This is a genomic window from Chelatococcus asaccharovorans, assembly GCF_003201475.1.
GTDB classification, from domain to species: domain Bacteria; phylum Pseudomonadota; class Alphaproteobacteria; order Rhizobiales; family Beijerinckiaceae; genus Chelatococcus; species Chelatococcus asaccharovorans.
On record NZ_QJJK01000003.1, the window covers coordinates 40,138 to 63,771 of the forward strand.

A 23,634-nucleotide genomic window follows, 5' to 3' on the forward strand; every position below is an offset into this window, starting at 1 on the left:
CTGTGCCGCCGGAGCTCGTGCCCCAACAGGGCGGTCAATCATGATCTCGAAAGCGGCGATAGGCCAGCTGGAAGCCGAAGGCTGGAAGGTTCGGCGGATCTTTGATGGTCCGCCTGCAAGCGGAAAAACCACCCGCGCGCGCATGCTGGTCAGTCGTTTGAAATCAGACGGCCATGAAGTCATCCATGAGCAAACGGATGACGGGGACATCGTTCTTGCGCGCCGCCCGAGAGCTTCCGCTAAATCAAATAATAAGACTCAGGTTAGCTGATCGCTACAACGCGTTCCTCCGAAAGAGGGGAAAGGCGTAGCCCATCGACGCCAAAGGCAACGCTTGCCACGCCATGTGGCGGCTAACGTGCGACACTTCGCATAGGACGGCTGAATGGGCGGCCGCCCCGTGCCAAGCTTCACCGGCACATACGATTGAACATCGTGAATATATCCGCCGGAAGCCGGCAGGATAGTCGATTAAGCGCGGAAGGGAGGGCACCTCATGCGCAACTCATCACCAAAATCCAGATCCAATATTAACGGCCAGAGCCACAAGGTTCCTAGACTGTTTCAGAACGAGCACGGTTACTGGCATTGGAAGCCGGACAAGCGACTGCGACCGCATTGGAAAGGCATTTCACTTGGTGACAATGTCGATCGCGCCAGAGCCGAGGCACGGCGTCTCAACCGCGAAGCCGACGCTTGGTTGAGTGATCGAGCTCGGACGATCGATAAATCGCCTCGTGTGCGGACGGGCCCTCTCACAGTCGGGCAACTTAGCGGCCTTTACCGTTCCTCGCCGGTTTGGAAGACACTTCGCGAGCGGACCCGACAAACGTACAGCTACGAATTGAAACGACTTGAAGACGAATTTGGACACGAACTGGCGGCATCGATCGACGAAGTGCGCGTTGACGAATGGTTGGAGGTGGCCCGCGTTCACGCACCGCAAACAGTTCGGCACCTGGCGAGCCGTGCCCGATCGCTGTTTGAATGGGCCTCCCGTAAAAAGTACATTCCTCGAGGTCACAACCCTTTCAAGGGGGCAGGGCTTGGCTCGGGTGGAAAGCGCAAGTTCCGGTTTCTATGGGGCGATGTGCTTCACATCCTCAACACCGCAATCGAAGAAAAACGCCCTTCCGTGGGCATCGCGCTCGTTGTCGGCTTCACATGCATCCAGCGGATTACCGATGTGATCACCCTCACGGATGACCATATTGCGCCTGCCACCGGAGCGGCGCCTGCCAGGCTCAAATTCACACAGTCGAAATCGGCTAAGATTGGAAAGGCGGGCAAGCTCGATGCCGGATTTCAGGTGAATATACTCCTGCCAGGTGTCATTTCGGAATTGCTGTCCAAGCATCGCGTTAAGTCAGCAGACCCGGAGTGCAGGAATTGGATCATTTCCGAAGAAACGAAGGCGCCGTATCACGAGAAGACCATTAGCCGCGTGTTCACACGTATTGTCGCCAAAGCCATTGAGCGTGACCCGGAGAAATGGGCACACCTCAAAGGCGGGCAACTCCGCGACGGACGACGATCGGGCTTCGTCCATGCCATCACGCAGGGTGCGACTGTCGAGTGGGTGTGCTCGATTTCAGGCCATACGATCGAACAGGGCTACGATATCGTGGAGCATTACCTGCCGAAGACAGCCGAGCAGGCTGACAAGGCCTCAGCCTTTATGCGTGTGAGCCTGGGGTGATTCTCTTGCGGAGAACACCAATCGATCGCTGCAACGCGGACCAGCATGCCGTGCCAAGAACGATCCTAGAACGTTTGGTCGCCACTGCGGTCGCCAGGTCGCCAGTCGTTCACCTATAGTTCTCTTTAAGCGTCGTCTATAAGTAATTGTAATTCCGTCGATTTTAATGGTCGGAGCGGCGGGATTTGAACCCACGACCCCTAGTCCCCCAGACTAGTGCGCTAACCGGACTGCGCTACGCTCCGACGCCTTGACGGCGTTGATGACGTAGGATTTTTCGCGGCAGAGCGCAAGCCTGAATTCGTATGTCCACAGAACATAACGGACGCGCTGGCGCACTTTCGGACCAAAAAGTCCTGGAAAAGTCCGGAACCATGGTCGGCGGGCGTTCCACGGTGCGTGTCTCCTGCGCGGATCGGCTTGATCGTTCCGGACACCATGGACATCGCCCGCGCGCCGTCACGCGGCGGCGACGATTGCTGGGCGGCTTCGCCCTCAAGACCGACGACTATCGTGTGGGAGAGCTCGCGCTGATCAACGCGCCGGGCGGCGCGCCACGGTTCGGCGCGGGCTTCGTCTGTTCCGGACGAGGCGGCCATCTCCGGCGCGTGGCCGCACCCGCTCGGTCCAATCGAGAACAACCAGTACAACGGCGGCCCCGCGTTCGTCGGAACGCGGGGAGAGGAGGCTCTGCGGCCAAATCGTCTCCGGTTGCCGTTGGGCGCGCAAAACGCCGCAGAGGCTGGCGGGTATACCACTCGCATTGCCCCATGACCGGGTCTCCAGCCAATCACGCCCTCATGGGCGTATTGGGCTGATTGGGCGGACAGCCCTGTCATCGGATCGGACCGTCTGTGGGCTGTCCGGAGCACAACCGACTTGAATGGAATCGTCCGATACCACCCAAGCCGGCGAATTGGCTCGCCGCTTGTTTTCGCGCAGAGCCAATCTGTAAAACGCGGACTTGCCTTAGACGAAGCGGACTTGCCTTAGGCGAAGCTCACGTAGTCGGCGAGATTCGTGCTGGCGAGGTCGACGCCCGTCAGGTGGACTATGTTGTTGATGATGATTCCGTCGCCGAATTCGGCGACATACCATTCACCCTTGTGCTGGAAGCCGACGATCCTATCGTCGGCGGCGTAGCCCGCGACGAATTCGGTGGCGGCAAGGAGAGACAGATTGTTGAACGTCGTCTTGGCCGTATTGCCCGCGAAATTCGTGCCGAATTTCAGGATGCCATCGTCGAAGTTGGCGACCGTCGTGCCGAAAACTTTAACAGCCGCATCAGCCTGAATCGCGTTGTCATCGTTGAAAACGAGCTCGTCAGCCGTCGTGTCGAAGCCGGTGACATCGTCCATGGCGAGGAAGATCGACTGGAAGATGTCTCCGGTATAGTAGACTTTATCGACGCCGCTGCCGAGATGGATCTGGTCGCCACCGAAGCCGCCGGTGATCGCGCTGCCGCCGCTGCCGGCCTTCAGCGTATCAAAGCCCCATTCGCCGTTGAGCGTGGTGAAGCCCGTGAAGCCGGAGGCGTCGGCCGAATCGTCGCCGAGCTTGCCGTCAAACACGAAGCGCTCGACGTTCTGGAACGTGACGAGATCGGCGCCGTTGGAATCGACCAGCCTGGTCGTATCGACCGTGATGGTGCTGCCGCCAAGGGAGGCGACGAGCTTCAGCGTGTCGGTATCGGCGCCGCCATCATAGGTGGTGCCGGCGCCGCTCACCTTGTCGCGCACGGTGAGCAGGTCATCGCCGGCCCCGCCGTTGAAGACGACCTTGCCCTTGTAGGCTGTCAGATCAAGCGCGTCCGCGCCGGCGTCGGCATTGACGGTCTTGATGCCGTTGACATCCGTCGCATCGATGATTTCGACGGAATTATGCGTCACCTTGAAGGTATTGGCATCGCCCGCGAACGCAAGGCTGTTGGCCTCGCCGTCGCCGACGATTTCCAATGACGTCTGGCCACTCACCGTATTGCCGGTGATGGTGTCATGGCCGCCATAGGCGAGCTCGTGGATGACGTCGTTGTCACCCTTGCCCGCCTTGAAGTCGTTCTCACCACCGCGTCCGCGGAAGATGACCCGTCCGCTGAATTGGCTGGCATCGACATCGTCATCGCCCGCGGCGCCGACGAAATTGAAATCCTCAACGCTCGACAGATAGATGAGGGTGGAATTCCCATTGGTCAGCGCGCTGTCCGACAGGATCAGCGTGCTGCCCGCGTCCTTGGCGTCCACGGCCAGCCCGTCGCGATCGGCGCCGCCGTTGTAGGTCGAGCCCACACCGCTGAAGCCGTCCTTGTAGACAAGCGTGTCATTGCCGGCCTCACCGTTGAAGGTCAGGATTCCGCTGAAGGCGCGCAGATCGACCTGGTCGCCGCTCGCTCCGCCATTGACCTTGATCGCACCGTTGTTGAACTGGCACGCGTCGATGACATGGTTGTTGGTATTATCTTTAAAGACCTTGAAAGCACTGCCGCTTCCCGAGAAATTGAAGACGTCGGCCGCCGCCGTGCCGTTGACCACAAGCTCGTTCGACGCGAGATAGGTCTTGCTGTAGTTCCACCAAAGCAGTTTCCAGCTGACCGTCTTGTCAGCGCCGCCAATGATGGTGTCAACGCCGCCGTTGCTGTAATCGTGGGTGAAGGTATTCTTTCCGGACGCGCCTACCAGCTTGTTGCTGCCGGCTCCGCCGTTGAATTTCACATCGCCAAGATACTTCGCGGCGTTAAACGTCTCGCTGCCGGATGTTCCTGAAAACGAAACCCCGTTGGTGATCAGTGTTGCCAGAAACTTCGACTGGCCATTGACGGAGCCGTTCAGCGTCGTCGGAATGTTGAAACCAAAGATATTCGTCGACTCGATGACGACATTGGCATTGCTGCCATTGCCCTTGATGACGAGATCGGTCTGCTGCGAGAAATTTCCGGCTATGACGCTATAGCCGTTCGTTCCGACATTATATGTCTTGGTCGCCATTGATGCCCCCCTAAACTTAGATGGAACTAAAGACCTGCCATTCCTTGGAGATTGCCCGCCGTGCCGTGGCTTGCCGAGGGTAATGAATAACACTACCAAAAAGCCATAGCCAGCGGTACTTCGGTGTGGATGTGGGGCGCCCACAGGTCTGCGGCGTGGCCGACGCACACGCGGTCCAACCGGGGCGACAACCGAACGCAGCAGCGCGTGCCGCGGCCTTGCATGAAGGCCGGTCACGCCGGGGATTTTTAGAGCCTATCCGGTGAGCCCCGGTTCACCGGATAGGCTCCAGGTCCTTGTATCCGCGCATTGTCTTCACGCGAACCGGTGTCCACTTCGCTCGAAAATGCTTGAGGAAGGAAGTGAGAACTCAGGCCTTTCGGAGCGTCTCGACCATGAAGTCCCGCACGATCGGCACCGCGTCGCGTTTCCCCGACAGGAGCAGCTGGAACACCATGTTGGAGCCGTTGAGAAAGCCGAGCTCGACGGCGCAGAGATAGAATTCCCACATCCGGCAGAACCGCTCGTCATAGAGGGCGGCGGCCTCGCTGCGGCGCGCCTCGAAGCGCTCGCGCCAATGCTTGATGGTGTAATAGTAGTGCAGCCGCAGGACCTCCATGTCGTCAATCCACATCCCGACCCGCTCTGTCGCAGCGAAGACCTCGGACAGGGCCGGCACATAGCCGCCGGGGAAAATATACTTCCGGATGAACGGCCCGGTGGTGCCGGGCGGCGTCATGCGACCGATGCAATGGACGAAGGCATAGCCATCTTCTGTCAGAAGCGCGGCGATCTTCGCGAAATAGTCGTCGAAATGGCCGATGCCGACATGTTCCATCATCCCGACGGATACGACACGGTCGAAGTGCCCCTCCAGCGCACGGTAGTCGAGCTCGCGAAATGCGATCCGATCGGAAAGCCCGGCCTCGGCGGCGCGCTCGCGCGCGATGCGCAACTGCTCCGGCGAGACGTTGATCGCCGTGACGTCAGCGCCGTTCTTTGCCAGCTCAATGGCGAGCGAACCCCAGCCCGAGCCGATCTCGGCGACCCGCATGCCGGGCTCAAGCTTCAGCTTGGCCGCGATACGGCGGAGCTTGTTGCGTTGGGCTTCCTCCAGCGTGTCGGTTTCCGGATGTTCGAAGAAGGCGCAGGAATAGTTCAGCCCCTCGTCCAGAAAAAGCCGGTAGAGATCGGTCGAGAGGTCATAATGGTGGCGTGCATTGGCGGCGGCGACCTTGGCGGGATTGGCCTGCTGGCGGCGTTTCAGGGCGCGCCACAGGCCGCGCAGCAGTTTCTGCGATCGATGGGCGCCGAGCCCAGCCCGGTTGATCGAAAACAGATAGAGAAAATCGTAGACCGACGAGCCCTGTTCAAAAGTGAGCGTGCCATCCATGTAGGCTTCGCCCGCATGCAGCTCGGGATTGAGGAAGAGCTTGGTATGGAGGGCCTTATCATGGAGCTTGACATGAACCTCCGGCCCGGGCCCCTTGCCACCGAACACATGGCGCTTCCCGGTGGCGTCGGTCAGATGCAGGGATCCGTTCCGGACGAACTTGGTCAAAAGATTGGACAGCAGCAGCATCTCACCCCATTTCGATGGCGACCCTCGACGGGCCGCAGTCTTGACGCCCGGCAAAGCCCTTGCAAGCGTTGTCGGCGTCCTGCGAAGGAAAAGCCGAATTTTTGGTAGACAAGCCGCATTTCCCTTGGGCAAGACGGATTCAAGCAGGCCGGTTTTACCTTATCCCCCATTCCTTGATCGGCCAATGTTCCAATTCTCGCGCCGCGCAGCGAAAGTATTCCCCCGTCGGGAGGTGACATTTCAGTGAGCAAGCGCCGCATAGTGGTTACAGGTCTAGGGGTTGTGTCGCCGCTCGGCTGTGGCGTCGGCCCCGTGTGGCGCCGGCTGATCGCGAGCCGATCTGGCATCAGGCGGCTTCCCGATGAGATGGTGCATGATGTGGCGGCCAAGATCGGCGGGCGGGTTCCGACCAGGGAGGAAGACCCGGAAGCAGGCTATGATCCTGATCTGCTGGTGTCGCCGAAGGACCAGAAGCGTATGGATCCCTTCATCCTTCTCGCGCTCACCGCAGCCGAGGAGGCGATCCTCCAGTCGGGTTGGCGGCCGGCGAGCGCCCATGAACGCGAACGGACCGCGACCATCATCGCTTCGGGCATCGGCGGCTTCACGACGATGAGCGAGGCGATGATCACCGTTGAGACCAAGGGTGCGCGGCGGCTGTCGCCTTTCACGGTGCCCTCGTTCCTGGTCAATCTGGCTGCCGGCCAGGTGTCGATCCGGCACGGTTTCCGGGGCCCGATAGGAGCCCCGGTGACAGCCTGTGCAGCCAGCGTCCAGGCCATTGGCGATGGCGCAAGGCTGATCACCAACGGAGAGGCCGACATCGCCATTTGCGGAGGTGCGGAATCCTGCATCGAGCGGGTCAGCCTTGGCAGTTTCGCCGCGGCGCATGCACTCTCGACCCATTTCAACGATGCGCCTGAGCGCGCTTCACGCCCGTTCGACCTGCGGCGCGACGGCTTCGTGATGGGGGAGGGCGCCGGCATGCTGGTGATCGAGGCGCTCGATCACGCCCTTGCCCGTGGCGCCAAGCCGCTCGCGGAGCTCGCAGGCTACGGTACCAGTTCGGACGGTTTTCACATGGCGGCAGCGCCCGAGGATGGGGAGGGCGTGCAGCGCGCGATGCGTCTTGCCATTGCAGCCGCCGGCATCGCGCCGTCGGACATCGGTTATATCAACGCCCATGCCACCTCGACGCCGATGGGGGACGCGGCTGAGCTGACGGCGATCAGACGCATCTTCGGGCCGCATGCCGACGTCTCCATTTCGTCCACCAAATCCGCGACCGGCCATCTTCTGGGAGCAGCCGGCGCGGTCGAGGCGATCTTCAGCATCCAGGCCTTGCGCTCCTCGATGCTGCCGCCAACGCTAAACCTGGAGGAGCGCGACCCCGCCGCCGGCAATCTCGATCTGATTGGCCCGCACGCCCGCAAGAAAACGATCACCTATGCACTCTCGAATGGCTTCGGTTTCGGCGGCGTCAACGCGTCGGTGATCTTCGGCCGGCTCTGAGAAGTCCGCGAGCAGCCAAGGGGACGGCGAGATAAGCGGCCAGCAGGGGCCAGGTCGCTGCCAAGTCGCGGCCAAGTCGCGGCCAAGTCGCGGCCGTGTCGCGGCCAAATCGCGCCTCTAGGCCATTTCCGTGCGATTGCGGCCGAGGCGCTTGGCTCGGTAGAGCGCCTGGTCCGACGCTCTGACGACGAATTCGAAGTCGGGGTGACCTTCGAATGTCGCGAGGCCGATCGATGCTGTCACATGCAGGGTCTCGCCGTTGGGCAACAGCAGACTGCGATCCATGATCGCGGAGCGGATACGTTCGGCAATCTGGTGGGCGCCCTCAGGCGCCGTCTCAACGAGCGCAACGAGAAACTCTTCGCCGCCATAGCGAAACACGAAATCGCTCAGCCGCACGGCGTCCAGAATGATCTCGGCCACCTGTCGTAGCACGACATCGCCCGCGCTGTGCCCCCAGCCATCGTTTATGCGCTTGAAGTGGTCGATATCGATCATCAGCACGGTGAAGGGCGAATTGTTTTTCTGCGCCATCGCGATCTCCCGCCCGAGGATGGAGGGCAGGAAGCGCCTGTTCAGCGTGCGGGTCAGAGGATCCCGCCCGTTCTCGAGGCCCGCGACACTTTGGAAGAGATCCGCGAGAAGGAGCTTGATCGTCTTGATGCAGGACTGCAGCGCTTCGATGGCCGGCGCCGTCTCTGCCGGCCCCGCCGCCTTGGCCTCCACCAGCTTTGGCAGGAGGACCGTATCGATGTGCAGCATTGTCTCGTTGATACGGTCGATCGCCGGCGTGCCCTGGAACATGACGCCTGCCCGGTGGCGCAACCAAAGGCCGAACGAGGAGTTCATGATCGGCTGCTGACGGCGGGCGTTCTCCTCGCCAAACAGTCCAAAGACGACGGATTGGCTCCATTCCATCAATGCGGCGCGCTGGCTTTCGCGTTCAAGGCCGATGTCTTGCCCCAGCGCGAACAGCCGGAAGGCCTCATCGGCTTGAGCGCCCTTTGTCGCGCGGGTGACATAGGCGCGGCTCATCAGGCTCATGGCATGGTCGATGCGCTGGCTGAGCAGCAGAACGACGTCGGCAAATGTCGTCGGGTCGAAAGAGGCTCGGTCCTTCAGGAGTGTGATGAGCCGGCTCCTGATCAGGCCTGCTCCTTCCAGCACCAGATGGATCGGTATCCTGACGCGTGCATGCACTTCACCGATGTGACGCTGGCGATCCGCGAAGCTCTCTGTATCGCCTATCCGTGCAAGGTCGATCAGCCAGGCGCGCAGCGATGTACTCAGTCGCTCGTGCACCACGGCATGACTCAGAAATGCAGACGCTTCGGGGTGCTGCAGGAACCTGTCGTAGAAAATCCTCACCAGTTCGTCGGCGGCCTCGGTGACGACGGCTTGGAGAATGTCCTGTGCGGACGAGACCGACGGCCGGGGCACGTCCGGCGCCTGGGCGGCCGGGCCACCGTCGCCCTTCTGGCTGTCGGGTTTCTTGCTGGCAGACATGATCGCAAACGCTTCCCGATTGTTTCGGCTTCAGAACTGCCACATCGGCGCCGACAGCCGACAAGGCCCGATTCGCGGGCATTATCAAGTCCGCTCGCGATCCCAACAATCCTGGACCATCGCGGCACGGCCGATCCCGGTCATTGGCCTGGGCGACGTCACGACTGATGCTGCGGTGACGCGTATCGAAGGGGCGCCGTCCAGCGCCACAGGAAGCCTGCGCTCTCCGCGCCTTTCGCATGAGAGGCATGAGGGCATTGCGGCGGCGAGCCACTTCCGGTCCGATCCGATTTGGCGGGCAGCCACATGCGGCTTTCTGGTAGGATCAGAGGCGCGTGTGAGACAAACACAGCATGCGGGATTTTCACGCATGAACCCGCATAGCGCTGCGCAGAGCATGGGAATTATATATATAAATCAGTGCTGTGCTGGATTCCTGGGATAGTGGTACGGTTCTTGCCGTCCTCCCTGTCAGAAGTCCACGAGATACAGAACACGGCATGGAGGGGTACATGTTTTCGAGAGTTTCTGCTGTCGCAGCCATTGCGATGATGGCTGCGGTGCCGCTCGCACCGGCGATGGCGAGTGAGTTGCGCGTGGGTTTCACGCTCGATGCCCTGACGCTTGATCCGGCCAACCACCGCAACCGACAGACCGAGACCATTCTCCGCAACATCTATGACGGCCTCCTGACGCGCGATGCCAAGATGAAGGTGGTCCCGGAACTGGCTGAATCCTGGACGCAGGTCGATCCGCTCACCTACGACTTCCGCATCCGCCAGGGCGTGAAGTTCCATGATGGCTCAACGATGACGGCGGACGATATCGTCTTCACCTTCGAGCGCCTGACGAAGGACGGCGCGATGGGCGGCCAGACGAGCCCGCGCAAGGATCTCGTCGGGCCGGTCGAGTCCATCACCAAGGTCGACGCCAACACGGTGCGCTTCAAATTGAAGGAGCCCTGGCCGATCCTGCCCGCCATGCTGCCGGTGCAGGAGGTCGTGAGCAAGGCCTTCACCGAGAAGGTCGGTTCGCAGGGATTGGCCACCCAGACCAACGGCAACGGCCCGTTCAAGCTGGTCGAATGGCGCAAGGGCGATGCGATCATCCTCGAGCGCTTCGATGACTACTATGGCGGCTCCCCCGATATCGCGCCCGTCGGCAAGGCCTGCGTCGATCGTGTCATCTTCCGCATCATTCCGGAAAACGCGTCGCGTGTGGCGGCGCTGCTCGCGGGAGAGGCGGACATCATCGCCGAACTACCGCCCTATGACATGAAGAAGGTGGAGGCCAACGCCAACACCAAGGTCATGACGGTCAACGGCACCCGGTCCTTCTTCGTCGCGCTGAACAACGCCAAGAAGCCCTTCGACGATCCGCGCGTGCGCCGCGCCGCCAACATGGCCGTCAACAAGGCGTTGATCATCGACAAGATCCTGCTGGGAACAGCCGTCCCCCTGAACGGCGTGCTCAGCCCGGATGCCTTCGGCTTCAATCCGGATCTGCCGGCCTATGCCTTCGATATCGCGGCGGCCAAGGCGCTGCTCGCCGAGGCCGGTTATCCCGACGGGCTCGATGTGACCCTCGACACGGACGGTGCCTTCAAGGACATGGCGGAGGCCGTAGCCGCCATGCTGACGAAAATCGGGATCCGCACCAAGGTGGTCGTCGGCGAAGGCTCGACCATCCGCGCGAAATGGGCGCCAGGCGGCGAAAAGAAGGGCGACATGTTCTTCAATTCCTGGGGCAATGGCTCGCTGGACCCCGCCGACATCTTCGTGCCGACCTTGCGGACGGGCGACCGCGGCAACACCGCCTTCTATTCGAACAAGGAGGTCGACGCCCTGCTCGATGCGGCCAATGTGGAGCTCGACCAGGTCAAGCGCGCGGACCTCTACAAGAAGGCGCAGGTTCTCGTGAACAAGGACGCGCCCTGGATCTTCCTGTGGCTGCCGCAGGACATCTATGGTGTGTCCAAGCGCGTCACGGGTTGGGAGCCGAGTGCCGACAGCCGCATCAACCTGCACGACGCCTGCGTGAAATGACCGGCCGCGAGGTGGTTTGAGGGAGAGCGCGCAATGAAGCCACTGGCGCTCCTGGGGCGGACGCTCCAGCTCGTTCCGGTTCTCCTCGGGGTCAGCGTCATCGTCTTCGTGATGATGCTGCTGACCCCGGGCGACCCGGTGGAGATCATGCTGGCCGACCAGCAGGCGACACCGCAGCAGGTCGAAACCATGCGTCACGACATGGGGCTCGACCGGCCGGCACTGGAACGGTTCGGGGTCTTTCTCGGCAATGCGGCCACCGGCAATTTCGGCCTGAGCTTCTTCCACCGGCGCCCGGTGTTCGACGTGATCGCCGAACGCCTGCCGGCGACGATCGAGCTCACCCTGGCCGCGCTTCTTCTCGCGCTGGTTATCGCCATACCGCTCGGCGTCATCGCGGCGATCAAGAAGAACAGCCTGGTCGACCGGCTGGCGGCGGTCGGCTCCCTCTTCGGCATCTCGCTGCCTGGGTTCTGGTTCGGCATCATCCTCATCATTCTCTTCGCCGTCCATCTGAAGATCCTGCCCGTCGCCGGCCGCATGGACTTTGCCTGCGAGGTGGCGCCCGTCACCTATCTCCTGACCATCGACAGCTTGCTCAGGGGCCGGCCCGACTGCTTCACCAATGCGCTGTCGCATCTCGTGCTGCCGGCGCTGACGCTAGCCCTGCCGATGGCCGCCGTGCTGACGCGCGTGCAGCGCACGGCGATGATCGAGGTGCTGCGGTCGGACTACATCACCTTCGCGGAAGCCAAGGGCCTGTCGCGGCGACGCATTCTCTGGCGGCACGCGCTCAAGAACGCGCTCGTGCCGACGGTGACGGTGGCGGCCATCGAGACCGGTTCGCTGCTTGGCGGCAACATGGTGGTGGAGACGGTCTTCGGATGGCCGGGCCTCGGCCGCCTCGTCGTGGAGAGCATCTTCGTGCGCAACTATCCGCTGGTGCAGGCCGCCGTCCTCTTCTACGCCGTGACCTATGTTCTGCTGAATTTCGTCGCGGATATTCTGTACACCGTCCTCAATCCGCGAGTAAAACTATGACGGCCGTGCCAAACGACGCGGCGATCGTCCGGGAGCGCATCGAAAGCCCCACCGGCCAGAGCCTCAGGCGCTTCCTGGCGGACCGGTTTTCTGCCGCGGCGATGGGGATCGTCCTTCTCTTCGTGCTGCTCGCCGTCTTCGCGCCCTTCATCGCCCCCCACGATCCCTATGAGACGGATCTGTTCCGGCGCCTGCAGCCGCCCGCCTGGATGGAGGGCGGCGAATGGAGCTTCGTCCTGGGGTGCGACGGGCTCGGGCGCGATATCCTGTCGCGCATCATCTACGGCGCGCGGGTGTCGATCACCATCGGCCTCGCGGTCGTCATGATCGCGACCGTCATCGGCATCGTCCTCGGGCTGGCCGCCGGCTATCTGCGCGGCTGGGTCGATATCGTCATCTCGCGGATCGTCGATATTCTCCTCGGCTTTCCCTATCTCATCTTCGCCATCGCCCTGATGGCGATGATGGGGCCGGGCCTCAAGAACATCATCCTGGCGCTCGTCCTCAAGGAATGGGTGGTGCCGGCCCGCGTCGTCCGTGGCGAGGTGCTGGCCGCGCGCGAGATGGAATATGTCGAGGCGGCCCGCGCCGTTGGGGCGCCGCGCCGCTACATCATGTTCCGCGAGATCCTGCCCAACATCCTCTCGCCGGTCATCGTCGTGTCCACCATCCGCATGGCGCATGTCATCATTCTCGAGGCGAGCCTGTCCTTCCTCGGCATCGGCGTGCAACCGCCCACGGCCTCGTGGGGCTCGATGGTCGCCGATGGCCGCGCCTTCGTCCTCGACGCCTGGTGGGTCAGCACCTTTCCGGGGCTCGCCATTCTCGCGCTCGTTCTTTCCATCAATGTTGCCAGCCAGGGCCTGCGTGATGCTTTTGACCCGAAGTTCAGCGACTGACAGGCCGGCGCCGCTCTTGTCGATCCGTGGCCTGAAGACCTGCTTCCCGACGCGCGCGGGGCTCGTCACCGCCGTCGACGGCGTCGATCTCGACGTCCAGCCGGGCGAATGCCTCGGCATCGTCGGTGAGAGCGGCTCCGGCAAGAGCGTGACCTTCGCCAGCGTGATCGGCCTCATTCGTCCGCCGGGGCGGATCGCCGAAGGCTCCATCCATTTCGACGGCGCCGATCTCAGGACGCTCGATCCCGGCGGATGGCGGCGCCTGCGTGGGCGCGACATCGCGATGACCATGCAGGACGCACTGACCGCGCTGAACCCGGCGCTGACGGTCGCCGAGCAGATCTGCGAGGTGCTCGTTGCCCATGCCCAGGATCTTCCGCGCCGCAATCGCTGGCGCGCTGCCCGCGCCCGGGCGATAGAGATGCTGCGGCTCGTCGGCATTCCCGCCGCGGAAAGCCGGATGGACGATTATCCGCACCAGTTCTCGGGCGGCATGCGTCAACGCATCATGATCGCCATTGCGCTCGCCTGCCGTCCGAAACTGCTGATCGCCGACGAACCGACCACGGCGCTCGACGTCACCATCCAGGCGCAGGTGCTGGACCTGATCTCCGATCTGCGCCGGGAGTTCGGCATGAGCGTCGTGCTCATCACCCATGATCTCGGCGTGGTCGCCGAGCATACCGACCGGGTCGCGGTGATGTATGCGGGGCAGATCGTCGAGACGGGCCCGACGCGGGATCTCATCGCGCATCCCCGCCATCCCTATACCCGTGGCCTGATCGGCCTCATTCCGCGTCTGTCGGATCTCGATGCGCCCATCAAGCCGATCGAGGGGCAGGTGCCGGACCTGATCGGCCTCGGCGGCACCTGCCGCTTCGCCGATCGTTGCGAACTCCGTCTGCCGGAATGTCGGCAGGACATCCCGATGCGGCCCGTGGGCGCCGCGCATGAGGCGCGCTGTATCCGCGCCGGGGAGGATCTGCCATGACCCACCAGGAGCCGCCGCCGCTGCTCGACGTCCGCAACCTGGAGAAGGTCTATCATCTCAACGACGGCCTTCTCCAGCGGGTCATGCGCGAACCGCCGCGCGTCCTGCGCGCCGTCGACTATGTCAGCTTCTCCGTGCAGCCGGGCGAAACGCTCGGTCTCATCGGTGAATCCGGATGCGGCAAGTCCACGCTCGCCCGCACGGTGCTGCGTCTGCATGAGCCGACATCCGGCAGCATCGTCTTCGACGGAAAGGACATCACCCGGATCCCGCTGGCGGAGATGACGGCGCTCCGGCGGCGCATGCAGATCATCTTCCAGGATCCCTACGCCTCGCTCAACCCGCGCAAGTCCGTGGAGCAGATCGTCGGCCTGCCGCTCGCCCTGCATGGCGTGGCGAAGCGCGGCGAGCTGCGCGACCGCGTCGTCGCCATGCTGGAAAACGTCGGCCTCAAGAGCGGGCATCTCGGCCGCTATCCCCATCAGTTCTCGGGTGGGCAGCGGCAGCGCATCGGCATCGCCCGCGCGCTCATCCTCAATCCGAGCTTCGTCGTCTGCGACGAGCCGGTGTCGGCGCTCGACGTATCCGTGCAGGCGCAGATCATCGCGCTGCTCGGGACGCTGAAGCGCGAGCTCGGCCTGACCTATCTGTTCATCTCCCACGATATCGGGGTGATCGGCCATGTCAGCGATCGCGTCGCGGTCATGTATCTCGGCGATATCGTCGAGATCGGGCCGACGCGCGCCCTGCTGAACGCGCCGAGCCATCCCTATACGAAGGCGCTTCTGTCGGCGGTGCCGCAGATCGATGCCGGCAGCCGGCGGGAGCGGGTCAAGCTCACCGGCGATCTGCCGTCGCCCCTGGCGCCACCCTCCGGCTGCAAGTTCCACACGCGCTGTCCCTTTGCCATGGACGTCTGTCGGCGCGAGGCCCCCGTCCTGCGCAAGAACGGCCGCGATGCGCTCGCGGCCTGCCACCTTCTGGAGATTGAGCATGCAGCTTGAGACGGGAACGCCCATGCTCCTTTCCGGCAATGCCTATGCGCGGGGGCGGGCGCAGGCGGCTTGCGGGCCGGTATTGGCCGACGCGGTGCGCGAAGCCGTCAGCTTGCGCTTGGGGCAAGCCACTTCCTTGCTGGCGCGTGCCGATGTCCGCGCCTTCCTCGACCGTCAGGAGGCGGATCTCGAAGGGCTCGATCCCAATGCCGCCGCCGAGACGCGCGGGATCGCCGATGGCTTCGGCATCGATTATGCGGCCCTTCTGACCTATCTGCATCTCGGCTTGCTGCGGGATTTCGCCGAGGATGGCTGCTCCGCATGGGCCTGGGGAAAGCCTGGCGCGGACACGGTCCTCGTCAAGAACCGCGACTACCGCGGCGAGCATGTGGCGCTGCAGCGGGTCTTCCTGCATCGCGATCCCGCGCGACCCGGGGAGGCCCTGCTGTGCGTCGGGAGCCTTGGGAGCCCCGGCGCGTTTTCGAGCGGCATGAATGCGAAGGGCCTCGCGATCGTCGACACCCATGTGTCGACGCGTGACCATGGTCCGGGCCTGTTGCGCTATTTCCTGATGACGTGGCTGCTCTGGACCTGCGCCGACGTCGAGGAGGCGCTTGGCCTCATCGCCGCGCTGCCGCATGCCGGCGGCGGATGCATCGTCCTCGCCGATGCCGGGGGCGGGATCGCGGCCGTCGAGCTCGGCCACAGCGCGCAGGCCGTGGAACGGCGGACGCCTTTCGTCTTGAAGACCAACCATTTCGTCGATCCCGCCTGCGCGCCCTTCTGGTTTCCGGTCGGCTCCGACCCGATGGCGAGGAGTACGCTGGGGCGCTACGCCCGCCTCCAGTCGTGGCTCGGGGACCGCCGGGAGCGGCCGCCGCTGGCCGACATCGCGGCGCTGATGGGCGGCCATGGCGCCGATGGCGAGGAGGCGCTGTGCCGGCACGGACAGGATGGGGATTCCAGCACGATCTCCTGTTCCGTATTTGCACCTTCGGAGCGCCGTCTCTACTTTTCAGCGCAACATCCTTGCGCCGGCGCGTGGAGCCTTTACGACTGCCGGCCCTGACGAGAGCGGGGCGATCTTGGCTTACGAAGCGGGGCTTATCGGCGAACACGCCTCCATCGTCGAGGTGCGGCGGCTCATCGACCGGGTGGCGCGCAGCGCCGCGCGGGCGGTGCTGATCTATGGCGAGACCGGCACCGGCAAGGGGCTCATCGCCCGTCTCGTCCACCAGCAGTCGGCGCGCGCGCCGCAACCCTTCGTCGATGTCAATTGCGCAGCGATTCCCGATCAGCTGCTCGAGTCCGAGTTGTTCGGCCACGAGAAGGGCGCCTTCACGGGCGCGGCCATGCGCAAGTCCGGCCTGATCGAGACGGCCAATGGCGGGTCGATCTTCCTGGACGAGATCCGCGACATGAATCTCGTCATGCAGGCGAAGCTCCTGACCGTCCTTGACACGCAGCGCATGCGCCGCGTCGGCGCGACGGCCGCGGTCGATGTGGATGTGCGCTTCATCGCGGCGACGAACCGGGTGCTTCTCTCGGAGGTGAAGGCCGGCCGCTTTCGCGAGGATCTTTATTACCGGCTGCAGGTGGTGGCGATCAACTCGCCGCCGCTCAGGGAGCGCGGCGACGACATCTTCGTCCTGACCGACAATTTCCTGCGCCGGCTCAGCAGTCGCTACGGGCGGGTGGTGCGCGGGCTGTCCCCGGAGGCTCGCGACATCTTCCGGCGCTACCGGTGGCCGGGGAATGTCAGGGAGCTCGAAAACCTGCTCGAGCGCATTTTCATTCTCGAGGACGATGCCATCATTCTCGCGCGCCATCTTCCGGATCGCATCCTGCGCGACGTCCGGGAGATGGACGGCCCGTTGAACTCCGGGGCGCCGCCGCAGGGGGGAGCGCCGGGGATCATGCAAGTGCCGGACGAGCCGCTCGATTACCACGAGGTCACGGCGGCCTTCCAGGCGCAGGTCATTCGCCAGGCCCTGGTTGCCACCGAGGGCAATCTGACCGAGACGGCGGCTCGCCTCGGGCTGACGCGCCACGCGCTCAGGCACCAGATGCTGAAGCTTGGCATGGCCTGAGCGCGCGCGTTTCACGCAAGGCTGCGCGAAACGCGCGATGCGGCCGGCCGTTCGGCGCCGGCTTTTGCCCGTCGGGCGAAGAAAGTTATTTTATATCAAGGTGATATAGAGAATTAGCGCCATGGCATAAAATCTGCTGAGCCCGGAATGCACATCCTGTGATGTGACTTTCGGAGGTTCCTGGCTATGTCACTGATCCGCATTATCTGCCCCAATGGTCATCTGGGTTTCGCGCCTCTCAAGACCGACAGTTTTCTGCGCGGCGTCGAGGCGAGCCCGGATTTCATCGCGGCGGATTCGGGAAGCGACGACATCGGACCGGTGCCGCTCGGCAGCGACACGTCGACCTCCCCGGAGGCCTGGCAGCGGCAGGATCTCGAGGCGATGCTTCTGGCCTCGCGGCGCATCGGCGTTCCGATGATCATTGGCTCGGCGGGTGACACCGGCACGAACAGCCGCGTCGACCGCTATGTCGCGATCATCAAGGAGGTCGCCGCCAAGCATGGGCTTGCACCGTTCAAGCTCGGCTATTTCTATTCGGAAGTGAGCAAGGACCGCGTGCGTCGCGCCATCGGCTCGTCGGAGCCCGTGCTCGGGCTCGACGGACGCGAGCCCCTTTCGGAGAAGGAGCTCGACGCCACGGACCGCATCGTCGCGATGGCGGGCGTGCATCCCTTTCGGAAGCTCCTGGAGGAGGGCTGCGACGTCATCATCGGCGGCCGCTCGAGTGACTGTGCGATCTTCGCTGCGGCCGCGCTGCACCGCGGCGCGCGCGAGGCCGACGCCTACTACCTCGGCAAGGTCCTGGAATGCGCGTCGTTCTGCGCCGAGCCCTATGGCGCGAAGGAGACGGTGCTGGGCGCCATCGACGATGCCGGCGTCACCGTGACGGCGATGCACCCGGACCAGCGCTGCACCATCGCCTCGGTCGCCGGCCACGCCATGTACGAGCGCTCCAATCCCTATGACGAATTCGTCGCGGGGGGGCGCCTCGACATGCGCGACTGCCACTACACGCAGATCGATCCCCGCACCACGCGCGTCACCGGCCAGCGCTTCGAGCCGGCCAAACGCGTACGCGTCAAGCTGGAAGGCTCCGGCAAGGTCGGTGAGCGCTATGTCGGCATCGCCTCGGTCCGCGACCCCTATACCATCGCCCATATCGACGCGGTCATCGCCTGGGCGAAGGCGCAGGTCGTCGAACGCTTCGGTGCCAGTGGCTATGAGCTGCATTTCAACGTCTTCGGCAAGAACGGCGTCATGGGGGACATGGAGCCCGTGAAGACGCCGGCGCATGAGCTCTGCATCGTCGTGCAGGGGGTCGCACCGACGGCCGAGATGGCAGAGGAACTCTGCATGACCGCGACGCGCCAGCTGTTCTATGCCCGCCTGCCGGAGGTCAAGGGCACGGCCGGCGGCGTCGCCTTCGTACTCGACGAAGTGCTCAAGGCCTCGCCCGCCTATCGCTGGACGGTGAACCACACCCTGGCGGTCGACGATCCGCTGGAGCTTTTTCCCACGCACACCGAGACGGTCGGCACAGAGGGTTGATAACAATGACCAAGCTTTCAGAACTCGCCAAGACCATCCGCAGCAAGAATGCCGGCGTCGACAAGATCACCTTCGATATCATTTTCACGGATCGCGCGGTCTACGAGAAGGTGCTCGCCAGCCGGGCGATCACGGCCGCGAAAATTTCCAGCCTCTATGGAATAGCCCAGGAGCGCATCGCCGATTTCGTGGAATATGATCCCGCCTGCGCGATCAAGTTCACGATCTATCGGACGAGCCCGAGCGGCAGCGCCGGCGACAGCGATATCTTCGGTGCGCAGCAATATGCGCCGCTTCTGGATATCGACGTCCCGGTGTGACGGCCTTGTCCGGTGCGCGCCCCTACGTCAATCCGGCATAGGCGTTCGCCATGGCGATGAAACCCGCGACGGGCACTTCCTCGGCGCGGGCCGTCGGCGCGATGCCGGCGGGTTCGAGCAGCGCCATCGGATCGACGCCGAGGCTCTTCAGGCTCTGGCGCAGCATCTTGCGCCGCTGGCCGAATGCCGCCTGGGCGACGACTTCGAGGGCGCGCGTCGCGCAGGGCAGGGGGGCCGCGCGCGGCACGAGCCGGACGATCGACGAGGTGACCTTCGGCGGCGGCACGAAGGCCGAGCCAGGCACGTCGAAGAGGATCGACGCCTCCGTCCGCCAGCCGGCCAATACGGCCAGGCGCCCGTAGTCCTTGGGCTTGCTCGGGCCGGCGACGATGCGCTCGGCCACCTCGCGCTGGAACATCAGCGTCAGCGAATCCCACCAGGATGGCCAGGGCGAGGCCGTGAGCCAGCCGACCAGCAGCGGCGTCGCCACGTTATAGGGGAGATTGGCGACGATCCGGGCGGGACCCTTGCCGAGATAGGGCGTGACATCGGCTTCGAGTGCGTCGCCCTCGATGACGGTCAGCCGGCCGGGATAATGGGCCGCAATCTCCGCCAGCGCGGCGAGGCATCGCTGATCCCGCTCGATCGCCACGACCTGGGCGGCGCCATGGGCGAGGAGCGCCCGCGTCAGCCCGCCCGGGCCGGGACCGACCTCGACGACCGTCACGCCTTCCAAGGGACCTGCCGCGCGGGCGATCCGGCCAGTGAGATTGAGGTCGAACAGGAAGTTCTGGCCGAGCGACTTCATCGCCATGAGGCCGTGTGTGCGCACCACCTCGCGCAGCGGCGGCAGGCCGTCGAAGGCCAGCGCCTTGTCCGGAGCGGGGCTCATGACGATCGAGCCGCTTCCGTTGCAGCGAGATGTGCGGCCAGACGCAGCGCCGCGCACAGGCTCGCGGGGCGGGCGATCCCGCGCGCGGCGATGTCGAAGGCGGTGCCATGGTCCGGCGACGTCCGCACGATCGGCAGCCCGAGCGTGACATTGACGGCATCGTCGAAGGCGATGGTCTTGATCGGAATGAGCGCCTGGTCGTGATACATGCAGAGCGCGGCGTCGTAGCCGGCCCGCGCCTCGGCGTGGAACAGGGTATCGGCGGGAAGCGGACCGCGCGCATCGATACCCGCGCCGCGCAGGGCGGCAATGGCCGGGGCGATGATCGCGATGTCTTCTCCGCCCATCGCCCCACCCTCACCGGCATGCGGATTGAGCCCGGCCACGACGAGGCGCGGCGCCGGAATGCCAAAGCGCGATTGAAGATCCCGCGCGACAATTTGCGCTGTCTCGACGATCAGGGCGGTGGTGAGCCGGCTCGGCACCTCGGCCAGGGCGATGTGGATGGTCACGGGCACGACAGCCAGCGCCGGCGACCACAGCGTCATCACTGGCAGCGGCGCGGGGGTACCGGCGGGCAGATAGGCCGCTGACAGCGCCGCGAGATATTCAGTATGTCCGGGATGGCGGAAGCCGGCCGCATAGAGGACGTGTTTGGCGATCGGGTTGGTGACCACGGCGGCGGCACGGCCGGCGAAGGTCAAGGCCACCGCCTCATCGATGGCTGCCAGCGTCGACGCAGCCGTCGAGGCTGACGGCGCGCCCGGCTCGATTGTGACGGAGTGGCCCGTGTCGACCACCGGCAAGGCTGCGGCGAAGACCGCAGCGGCTGTCTCGGGCGTCGCGGCCGCAATCGGCAGGTCAAGCCCGAGGCGGGCGGCGCGGGTGGCGATGAAGGCCGGGTCCGACAACAGGAAGAAGGGCGGCAACGCCTCGCTCTTGCGCCGCAGCCAGGCTTTCATCGCGATCTCGGGCCCGATCCCTGCGGGATCGCCCTGGGTCAGCGCCAGCGGGAGAGCGCCGGAGCCAGCGCTCGCAGCCGGCGTCCCCGTCGGCCGGGCTTTCGTCACGTTCAATTGGCGATACCGTCGGTCGAGCTGGAAGAGCTGAGGTTCTGGCTGAACTTGATCTCACCCAATGTCCTGAGCTCGAGCGTGACCATCACGGTCTTGTCCGGGCTGCGCGTGCCGGTTGAATCATTCTTGTAGGACGAGAGATAGGTCACGCCCAACGTCAGGCATTCGTCCTGGTATCTGGCGCCGATCGACATATTGGCCACCGACCAGCGGTTGGATGAGCCGTTTGTGACGCCCACGGTCGCATAATTCGCGCGTTCGGTGATGTAGCGGTCGAGGTCGAACAGGACCGAGCCGTTCACCGACCAGTTGGTCGACAACTGGAGCGTCGCGCCGGTCAGCAAGCCCTCGCGGCGATAGGGGTAGCCGAGCTGGGGCTGTGCCGCATAGCGCGCATACATCGCATTGGCCGTCACCGGACCGACCTTGGCATTGGCCTGCAATTCCAGACGCTCGAGGGCGAATGTCTGCTCGTCGAAGCGGCCGCGGCCGGTGAAGGAGAAGTTCTCGTTCGGTGCCATATGCACGCGGGCGATATAGTCCGACTGGTTCGTCTCGAGGCCCGAGTCCATACCTGTGTGGGCGATATCCGTGCCGGCATAGGAGTTCTGGCCGGCGATCTGGTAGGACTGGCCGATCAGGACGTCGCCGTATCCGCCGGTTTCCGTCGTGACGGAGTATTTCGCCCCGACATTGGCGCGCACGCCGCCCTCGACCCGGTCATAACCCGAGAATTTGTTCCATTCGAAGATGTTGGTATCGTCGAACACCAGGCTCTGGGAATCTTCGTTCGGCAGCTTGCCGATGCGCGTCTCCGACGGCCGCACCACGATCTGTGCGATCGGCTCGACGATATGGGTTCCCCAGCCCTGCGTGGTCGCGACGAAGGGATAGCGGTATTCCAGCCCGACCGTCGGCATGACGCGCGCCGACAGGTTGTCGTTCGGGTTCAGGAAATTGCTGATCTCCGAATTCTGGTAGTTCGTGGTCTTCAGGTTCATCGCGAAACCATCGACCCGGATGCCGGCAAAGGGCTTCCAGGTCTGGCCGAGCGGATCCACGAATTCACGCTGCCAGGTTGCGCTGGTCGAAATGCGCGTATAGCTGCCGCCAATGCCGCGCACAAGGCATTGGGTGGAGTTGAAGACCGTGCAGGTCTCGTAAGTCGACCCGGTCGGGTATACGCCATTCACGATACCAGGCACCGCCTGGTACTGCGCGGCAGAGCGGCTCAGATGGGTGACGTTGGCGTCGAGTTCGATCTCGCCGCCGATCGCCCAGGGGGCCTGGATGCGCTTGTTGTAGTCGAGCGTCGGGTAGACGACCGGCTGCTGCTTCTGCCAGTCGTCGTAAGACAGCGTGCGGAAATAATAGCCACGCATGTCGAAATAGCCGGTTTCGCTGCGACCGGTGAGATAGACGGTGGAGGTCGATTCCTTGAAGAAGGTCGACGTCAGGCTCTCGCTGCGCACCTTGTAGTTCTCGAGGAACCACTTGTCGGAAAGGAGCGCCACGTCCCAGCCCCAAGCCCACTGCTGGTTGATGTTGAACCGGCCGGTGGACTCGATGGAGCCGCGGAAATCCTTGTTGGCGGCACCATAGGGCGGCTCGCTGAACGCGGCTTTGTCCTGCTGGAAAATACCCGCGGCGCGAATGTTGTAGGAGCCCGTCTCGAACCGTTGGCGCCATTCCGCCTGACCGAGGAAACCCTGCCGTGACAGGATTGTCGGGGTCAGGGTGAGGTCATAGTCAGGCGCGATCGCCCAGAAGAAGGGTGCCGACGCGCCATAGCCCAGCGCCGAGGAATAGACATAGCGCGGCGACAGAAAACCCGTCTTGCGCCGCACCGTCGGGTCGGGCGTCGAGAAATAGGGGATATAGGCGAGTGGAATGCCGTAGAATTCGATCGTCGCGTCTTCATAGTAGATCATCCGCTCGCTGTTGTTGTGGATGATCTTGGCGGCCTTCACCTGCCACAGAGGCGGGCGGGACGGATCCTTCTTGCAGGCTTCGCAGGCCGTATAGGTGCCACGCTGGAAGACCGTCGTCTCGCCGGACGTGCGCTCGGCGCGCGGGGCCGAGAAGCGCGTCTTGTCGGATGTCTCGACACGCAAGGTGTCGATGAAGCCGTCCTTGAAATCGTCGGTCAGCTCGAAGCGGTCGCCGGTGGCGACCGTGCCGTCGGATTCGGTCAGCCGGGCGTTGCCCTCCGCATGCACGCGGCTGGTGTTACGGTCGTAGACGACGCGATCGGCCTGCAGGGCACGGCCCTGATAATAGACATGGACGTCGCCCACCGCGGCAACGGTGTTCTTGTCGTTGTCGTAGACGATCTCACGCGCCTCGACGAGGAGCTTGTCAGTCTTATTGGGCTGGGATTTGGAGGCAAGACGTTCGTTCACGGTCTGTGCACGTGCGGCCGACGGCAAGGTCAGCGCAGCAGCGGCCACAGTC

Annotated in this window: 18 protein-coding genes and 1 tRNA gene; 12 read left to right on the forward strand and 7 right to left on the reverse strand. The window is 63.8% G+C overall.

Features of this window, described 5'->3' with window-relative positions:
- Positions 1-40: 40 nt before the first annotated feature.
- Together C7450_RS33465 and C7450_RS33470 are read left to right on the forward strand one after the other, a co-directional pair.
- On the forward strand, positions 41-271 hold the full coding sequence (locus C7450_RS33465) for a hypothetical protein (protein ID WP_146227285.1): 231 nt from the start codon (positions 41-43) through the stop codon (positions 269-271).
- Between the two features lie 225 nt (positions 272-496).
- Complete coding sequence (locus tag C7450_RS33470; RefSeq protein ID WP_146227286.1) at positions 497-1,699, forward strand: hypothetical protein; 1,203 nt, start codon at positions 497-499, stop codon at positions 1,697-1,699.
- Between the two features lie 167 nt (positions 1,700-1,866).
- On the opposite strand, the gene C7450_RS07600 is transcribed toward C7450_RS33470, so the two are convergent.
- The 3 genes from C7450_RS07600 to C7450_RS07610 all read right to left on the reverse strand — a co-directional run bounded on the left by C7450_RS07600 (position 1,867) and on the right by C7450_RS07610 (position 6,262).
- A tRNA-Pro gene (locus C7450_RS07600) sits at positions 1,867-1,944 on the reverse strand.
- Between the two features lie 744 nt (positions 1,945-2,688).
- Complete coding sequence (locus tag C7450_RS07605; RefSeq protein WP_110373839.1) at positions 2,689-4,680, reverse strand: hypothetical protein; 1,992 nt, start codon at positions 4,678-4,680, stop codon at positions 2,689-2,691.
- A 370-nt stretch (positions 4,681-5,050) separates the two neighbouring features.
- Entirely contained in the window at positions 5,051-6,262 is a 1,212-nt protein-coding gene (locus C7450_RS07610) for an SAM-dependent methyltransferase (protein WP_110373840.1), read from the reverse strand.
- Between the two features lie 243 nt (positions 6,263-6,505).
- Here C7450_RS07610 and fabF point away from each other — a divergent pair, with 243 nt between their 5' ends.
- Positions 6,506-7,774 carry a beta-ketoacyl-ACP synthase II gene (fabF, locus tag C7450_RS07615; RefSeq protein WP_110373841.1) on the forward strand — a complete coding sequence of 423 codons (1,269 nt, stop codon included), beginning with the start codon at positions 6,506-6,508 and terminating at the stop codon, positions 7,772-7,774.
- Positions 7,775-7,891: 117 nt separating this feature from the next.
- On the opposite strand, the gene C7450_RS07620 is transcribed toward fabF, so the two are convergent.
- Complete coding sequence (locus tag C7450_RS07620) at positions 7,892-9,280, reverse strand: GGDEF domain-containing protein (RefSeq protein ID WP_110373842.1); 1,389 nt, start codon at positions 9,278-9,280, stop codon at positions 7,892-7,894.
- A 512-nt stretch (positions 9,281-9,792) separates the two neighbouring features.
- Here C7450_RS07620 and C7450_RS07625 point away from each other — a divergent pair.
- The 9 genes from C7450_RS07625 (at position 9,793) to C7450_RS07665 (ending at position 19,212) form a co-directional block, all read left to right on the forward strand.
- Positions 9,793-11,325 (forward strand): ABC transporter substrate-binding protein, encoded by a 1,533-nt coding sequence (locus C7450_RS07625; protein WP_110373843.1) that lies wholly within the window; start codon positions 9,793-9,795, stop codon positions 11,323-11,325.
- A 33-nt stretch (positions 11,326-11,358) separates the two neighbouring features.
- Positions 11,359-12,366 carry an ABC transporter permease gene (locus C7450_RS07630; protein WP_110373844.1) on the forward strand — a complete coding sequence of 336 codons (1,008 nt, stop codon included), beginning with the start codon at positions 11,359-11,361 and terminating at the stop codon, positions 12,364-12,366.
- On the forward strand, positions 12,363-13,265 hold the full coding sequence (locus C7450_RS07635) for an ABC transporter permease (protein ID WP_110373845.1): 903 nt from the start codon (positions 12,363-12,365) through the stop codon (positions 13,263-13,265). The genes C7450_RS07630 and C7450_RS07635 overlap by 4 nt, the downstream gene beginning before the upstream one ends.
- On the forward strand, positions 13,237-14,256 hold the full coding sequence (locus tag C7450_RS07640; protein ID WP_110373846.1) for an ABC transporter ATP-binding protein: 1,020 nt from the start codon (positions 13,237-13,239) through the stop codon (positions 14,254-14,256). Before C7450_RS07635 ends, C7450_RS07640 begins: the two co-directional genes overlap by 29 nt.
- Positions 14,253-15,260 carry an ABC transporter ATP-binding protein gene (locus C7450_RS07645; RefSeq protein ID WP_110373847.1) on the forward strand — a complete coding sequence of 336 codons (1,008 nt, stop codon included), beginning with the start codon at positions 14,253-14,255 and terminating at the stop codon, positions 15,258-15,260. Before C7450_RS07640 ends, C7450_RS07645 begins: the two co-directional genes overlap by 4 nt.
- Positions 15,250-16,320 (forward strand): C45 family peptidase, encoded by a 1,071-nt coding sequence (locus C7450_RS07650; protein ID WP_170147131.1) that lies wholly within the window; start codon positions 15,250-15,252, stop codon positions 16,318-16,320. The genes C7450_RS07645 and C7450_RS07650 overlap by 11 nt, the downstream gene beginning before the upstream one ends.
- Before the next feature lie 16 nt (positions 16,321-16,336).
- Positions 16,337-17,341: a sigma-54 interaction domain-containing protein gene (locus C7450_RS07655; protein WP_210206397.1), complete on the forward strand. Its 1,005-nt coding sequence runs from the start codon at positions 16,337-16,339 to the stop codon at positions 17,339-17,341.
- A 186-nt stretch (positions 17,342-17,527) separates the two neighbouring features.
- Complete coding sequence (locus C7450_RS07660; protein ID WP_110373850.1) at positions 17,528-18,892, forward strand: acyclic terpene utilization AtuA family protein; 1,365 nt, start codon at positions 17,528-17,530, stop codon at positions 18,890-18,892.
- A gap of 5 nt (positions 18,893-18,897) precedes the next feature.
- Positions 18,898-19,212, forward strand: coding sequence for a DUF4387 domain-containing protein (locus C7450_RS07665; RefSeq protein WP_210206398.1), 315 nt, complete (start codon positions 18,898-18,900; stop codon positions 19,210-19,212).
- A gap of 22 nt (positions 19,213-19,234) precedes the next feature.
- Here C7450_RS07665 and rsmA read toward each other — a convergent pair whose 3' ends face one another.
- The 3 genes from rsmA to C7450_RS07680 are packed head-to-tail and all read right to left on the reverse strand — an operon-like array spanning position 19,235 to position 23,630.
- The gene (gene rsmA / locus C7450_RS07670) at positions 19,235-20,104 is read right to left on the reverse strand and encodes a 16S rRNA (adenine(1518)-N(6)/adenine(1519)-N(6))-dimethyltransferase RsmA (RefSeq protein WP_110373851.1); all 870 of its coding nucleotides are present in this window, start codon (positions 20,102-20,104) and stop codon (positions 19,235-19,237) included.
- Positions 20,101-21,174, reverse strand: a complete 1,074-nt coding sequence (gene pdxA / locus C7450_RS07675; RefSeq protein WP_170147170.1) for a 4-hydroxythreonine-4-phosphate dehydrogenase PdxA — start codon at positions 21,172-21,174, stop codon at positions 20,101-20,103. Before pdxA ends, rsmA begins: the two co-directional genes overlap by 4 nt.
- A gap of 2 nt (positions 21,175-21,176) precedes the next feature.
- Positions 21,177-23,630, reverse strand: coding sequence for an LPS-assembly protein LptD (locus C7450_RS07680; RefSeq protein ID WP_245449569.1), 2,454 nt, complete (start codon positions 23,628-23,630; stop codon positions 21,177-21,179).
- Between the last annotated feature and the right edge of the window lie 4 nt (positions 23,631-23,634).

Bases quoted from the DNA above. Each gene is read 5' to 3' on its own strand.
- C7450_RS33465 (WP_146227285.1), top strand. From the start codon at position 41: ATGATCTCGAAAGCGGCGATAGGCCAGCTGGAAGCCGAAGGCTGGAAG.
- C7450_RS33470 (WP_146227286.1), top strand. From the start codon at position 497: ATGCGCAACTCATCACCAAAATCCAGATCCAATATTAACGGCCAGAGC.
- C7450_RS07605 (WP_110373839.1), bottom strand. From the start codon at position 4,680: ATGGCGACCAAGACATATAATGTCGGAACGAACGGCTATAGCGTCATA.
- C7450_RS07610 (WP_110373840.1), bottom strand. From the start codon at position 6,262: ATGCTGCTGCTGTCCAATCTTTTGACCAAGTTCGTCCGGAACGGATCC.
- C7450_RS07620 (WP_110373842.1), bottom strand. From the start codon at position 9,280: ATGTCTGCCAGCAAGAAACCCGACAGCCAGAAGGGCGACGGTGGCCCG.
- C7450_RS07625 (WP_110373843.1), top strand. From the start codon at position 9,793: ATGTTTTCGAGAGTTTCTGCTGTCGCAGCCATTGCGATGATGGCTGCG.
- C7450_RS07630 (WP_110373844.1), top strand. From the start codon at position 11,359: ATGAAGCCACTGGCGCTCCTGGGGCGGACGCTCCAGCTCGTTCCGGTT.
- C7450_RS07635 (WP_110373845.1), top strand. From the start codon at position 12,363: ATGACGGCCGTGCCAAACGACGCGGCGATCGTCCGGGAGCGCATCGAA.
- C7450_RS07640 (WP_110373846.1), top strand. From the start codon at position 13,237: ATGCTTTTGACCCGAAGTTCAGCGACTGACAGGCCGGCGCCGCTCTTG.
- C7450_RS07645 (WP_110373847.1), top strand. From the start codon at position 14,253: ATGACCCACCAGGAGCCGCCGCCGCTGCTCGACGTCCGCAACCTGGAG.
- C7450_RS07650 (WP_170147131.1), top strand. From the start codon at position 15,250: ATGCAGCTTGAGACGGGAACGCCCATGCTCCTTTCCGGCAATGCCTAT.
- C7450_RS07660 (WP_110373850.1), top strand. From the start codon at position 17,528: ATGTCACTGATCCGCATTATCTGCCCCAATGGTCATCTGGGTTTCGCG.
- C7450_RS07665 (WP_210206398.1), top strand. From the start codon at position 18,898: ATGACCAAGCTTTCAGAACTCGCCAAGACCATCCGCAGCAAGAATGCC.
- rsmA (WP_110373851.1), bottom strand. From the start codon at position 20,104: ATGAGCCCCGCTCCGGACAAGGCGCTGGCCTTCGACGGCCTGCCGCCG.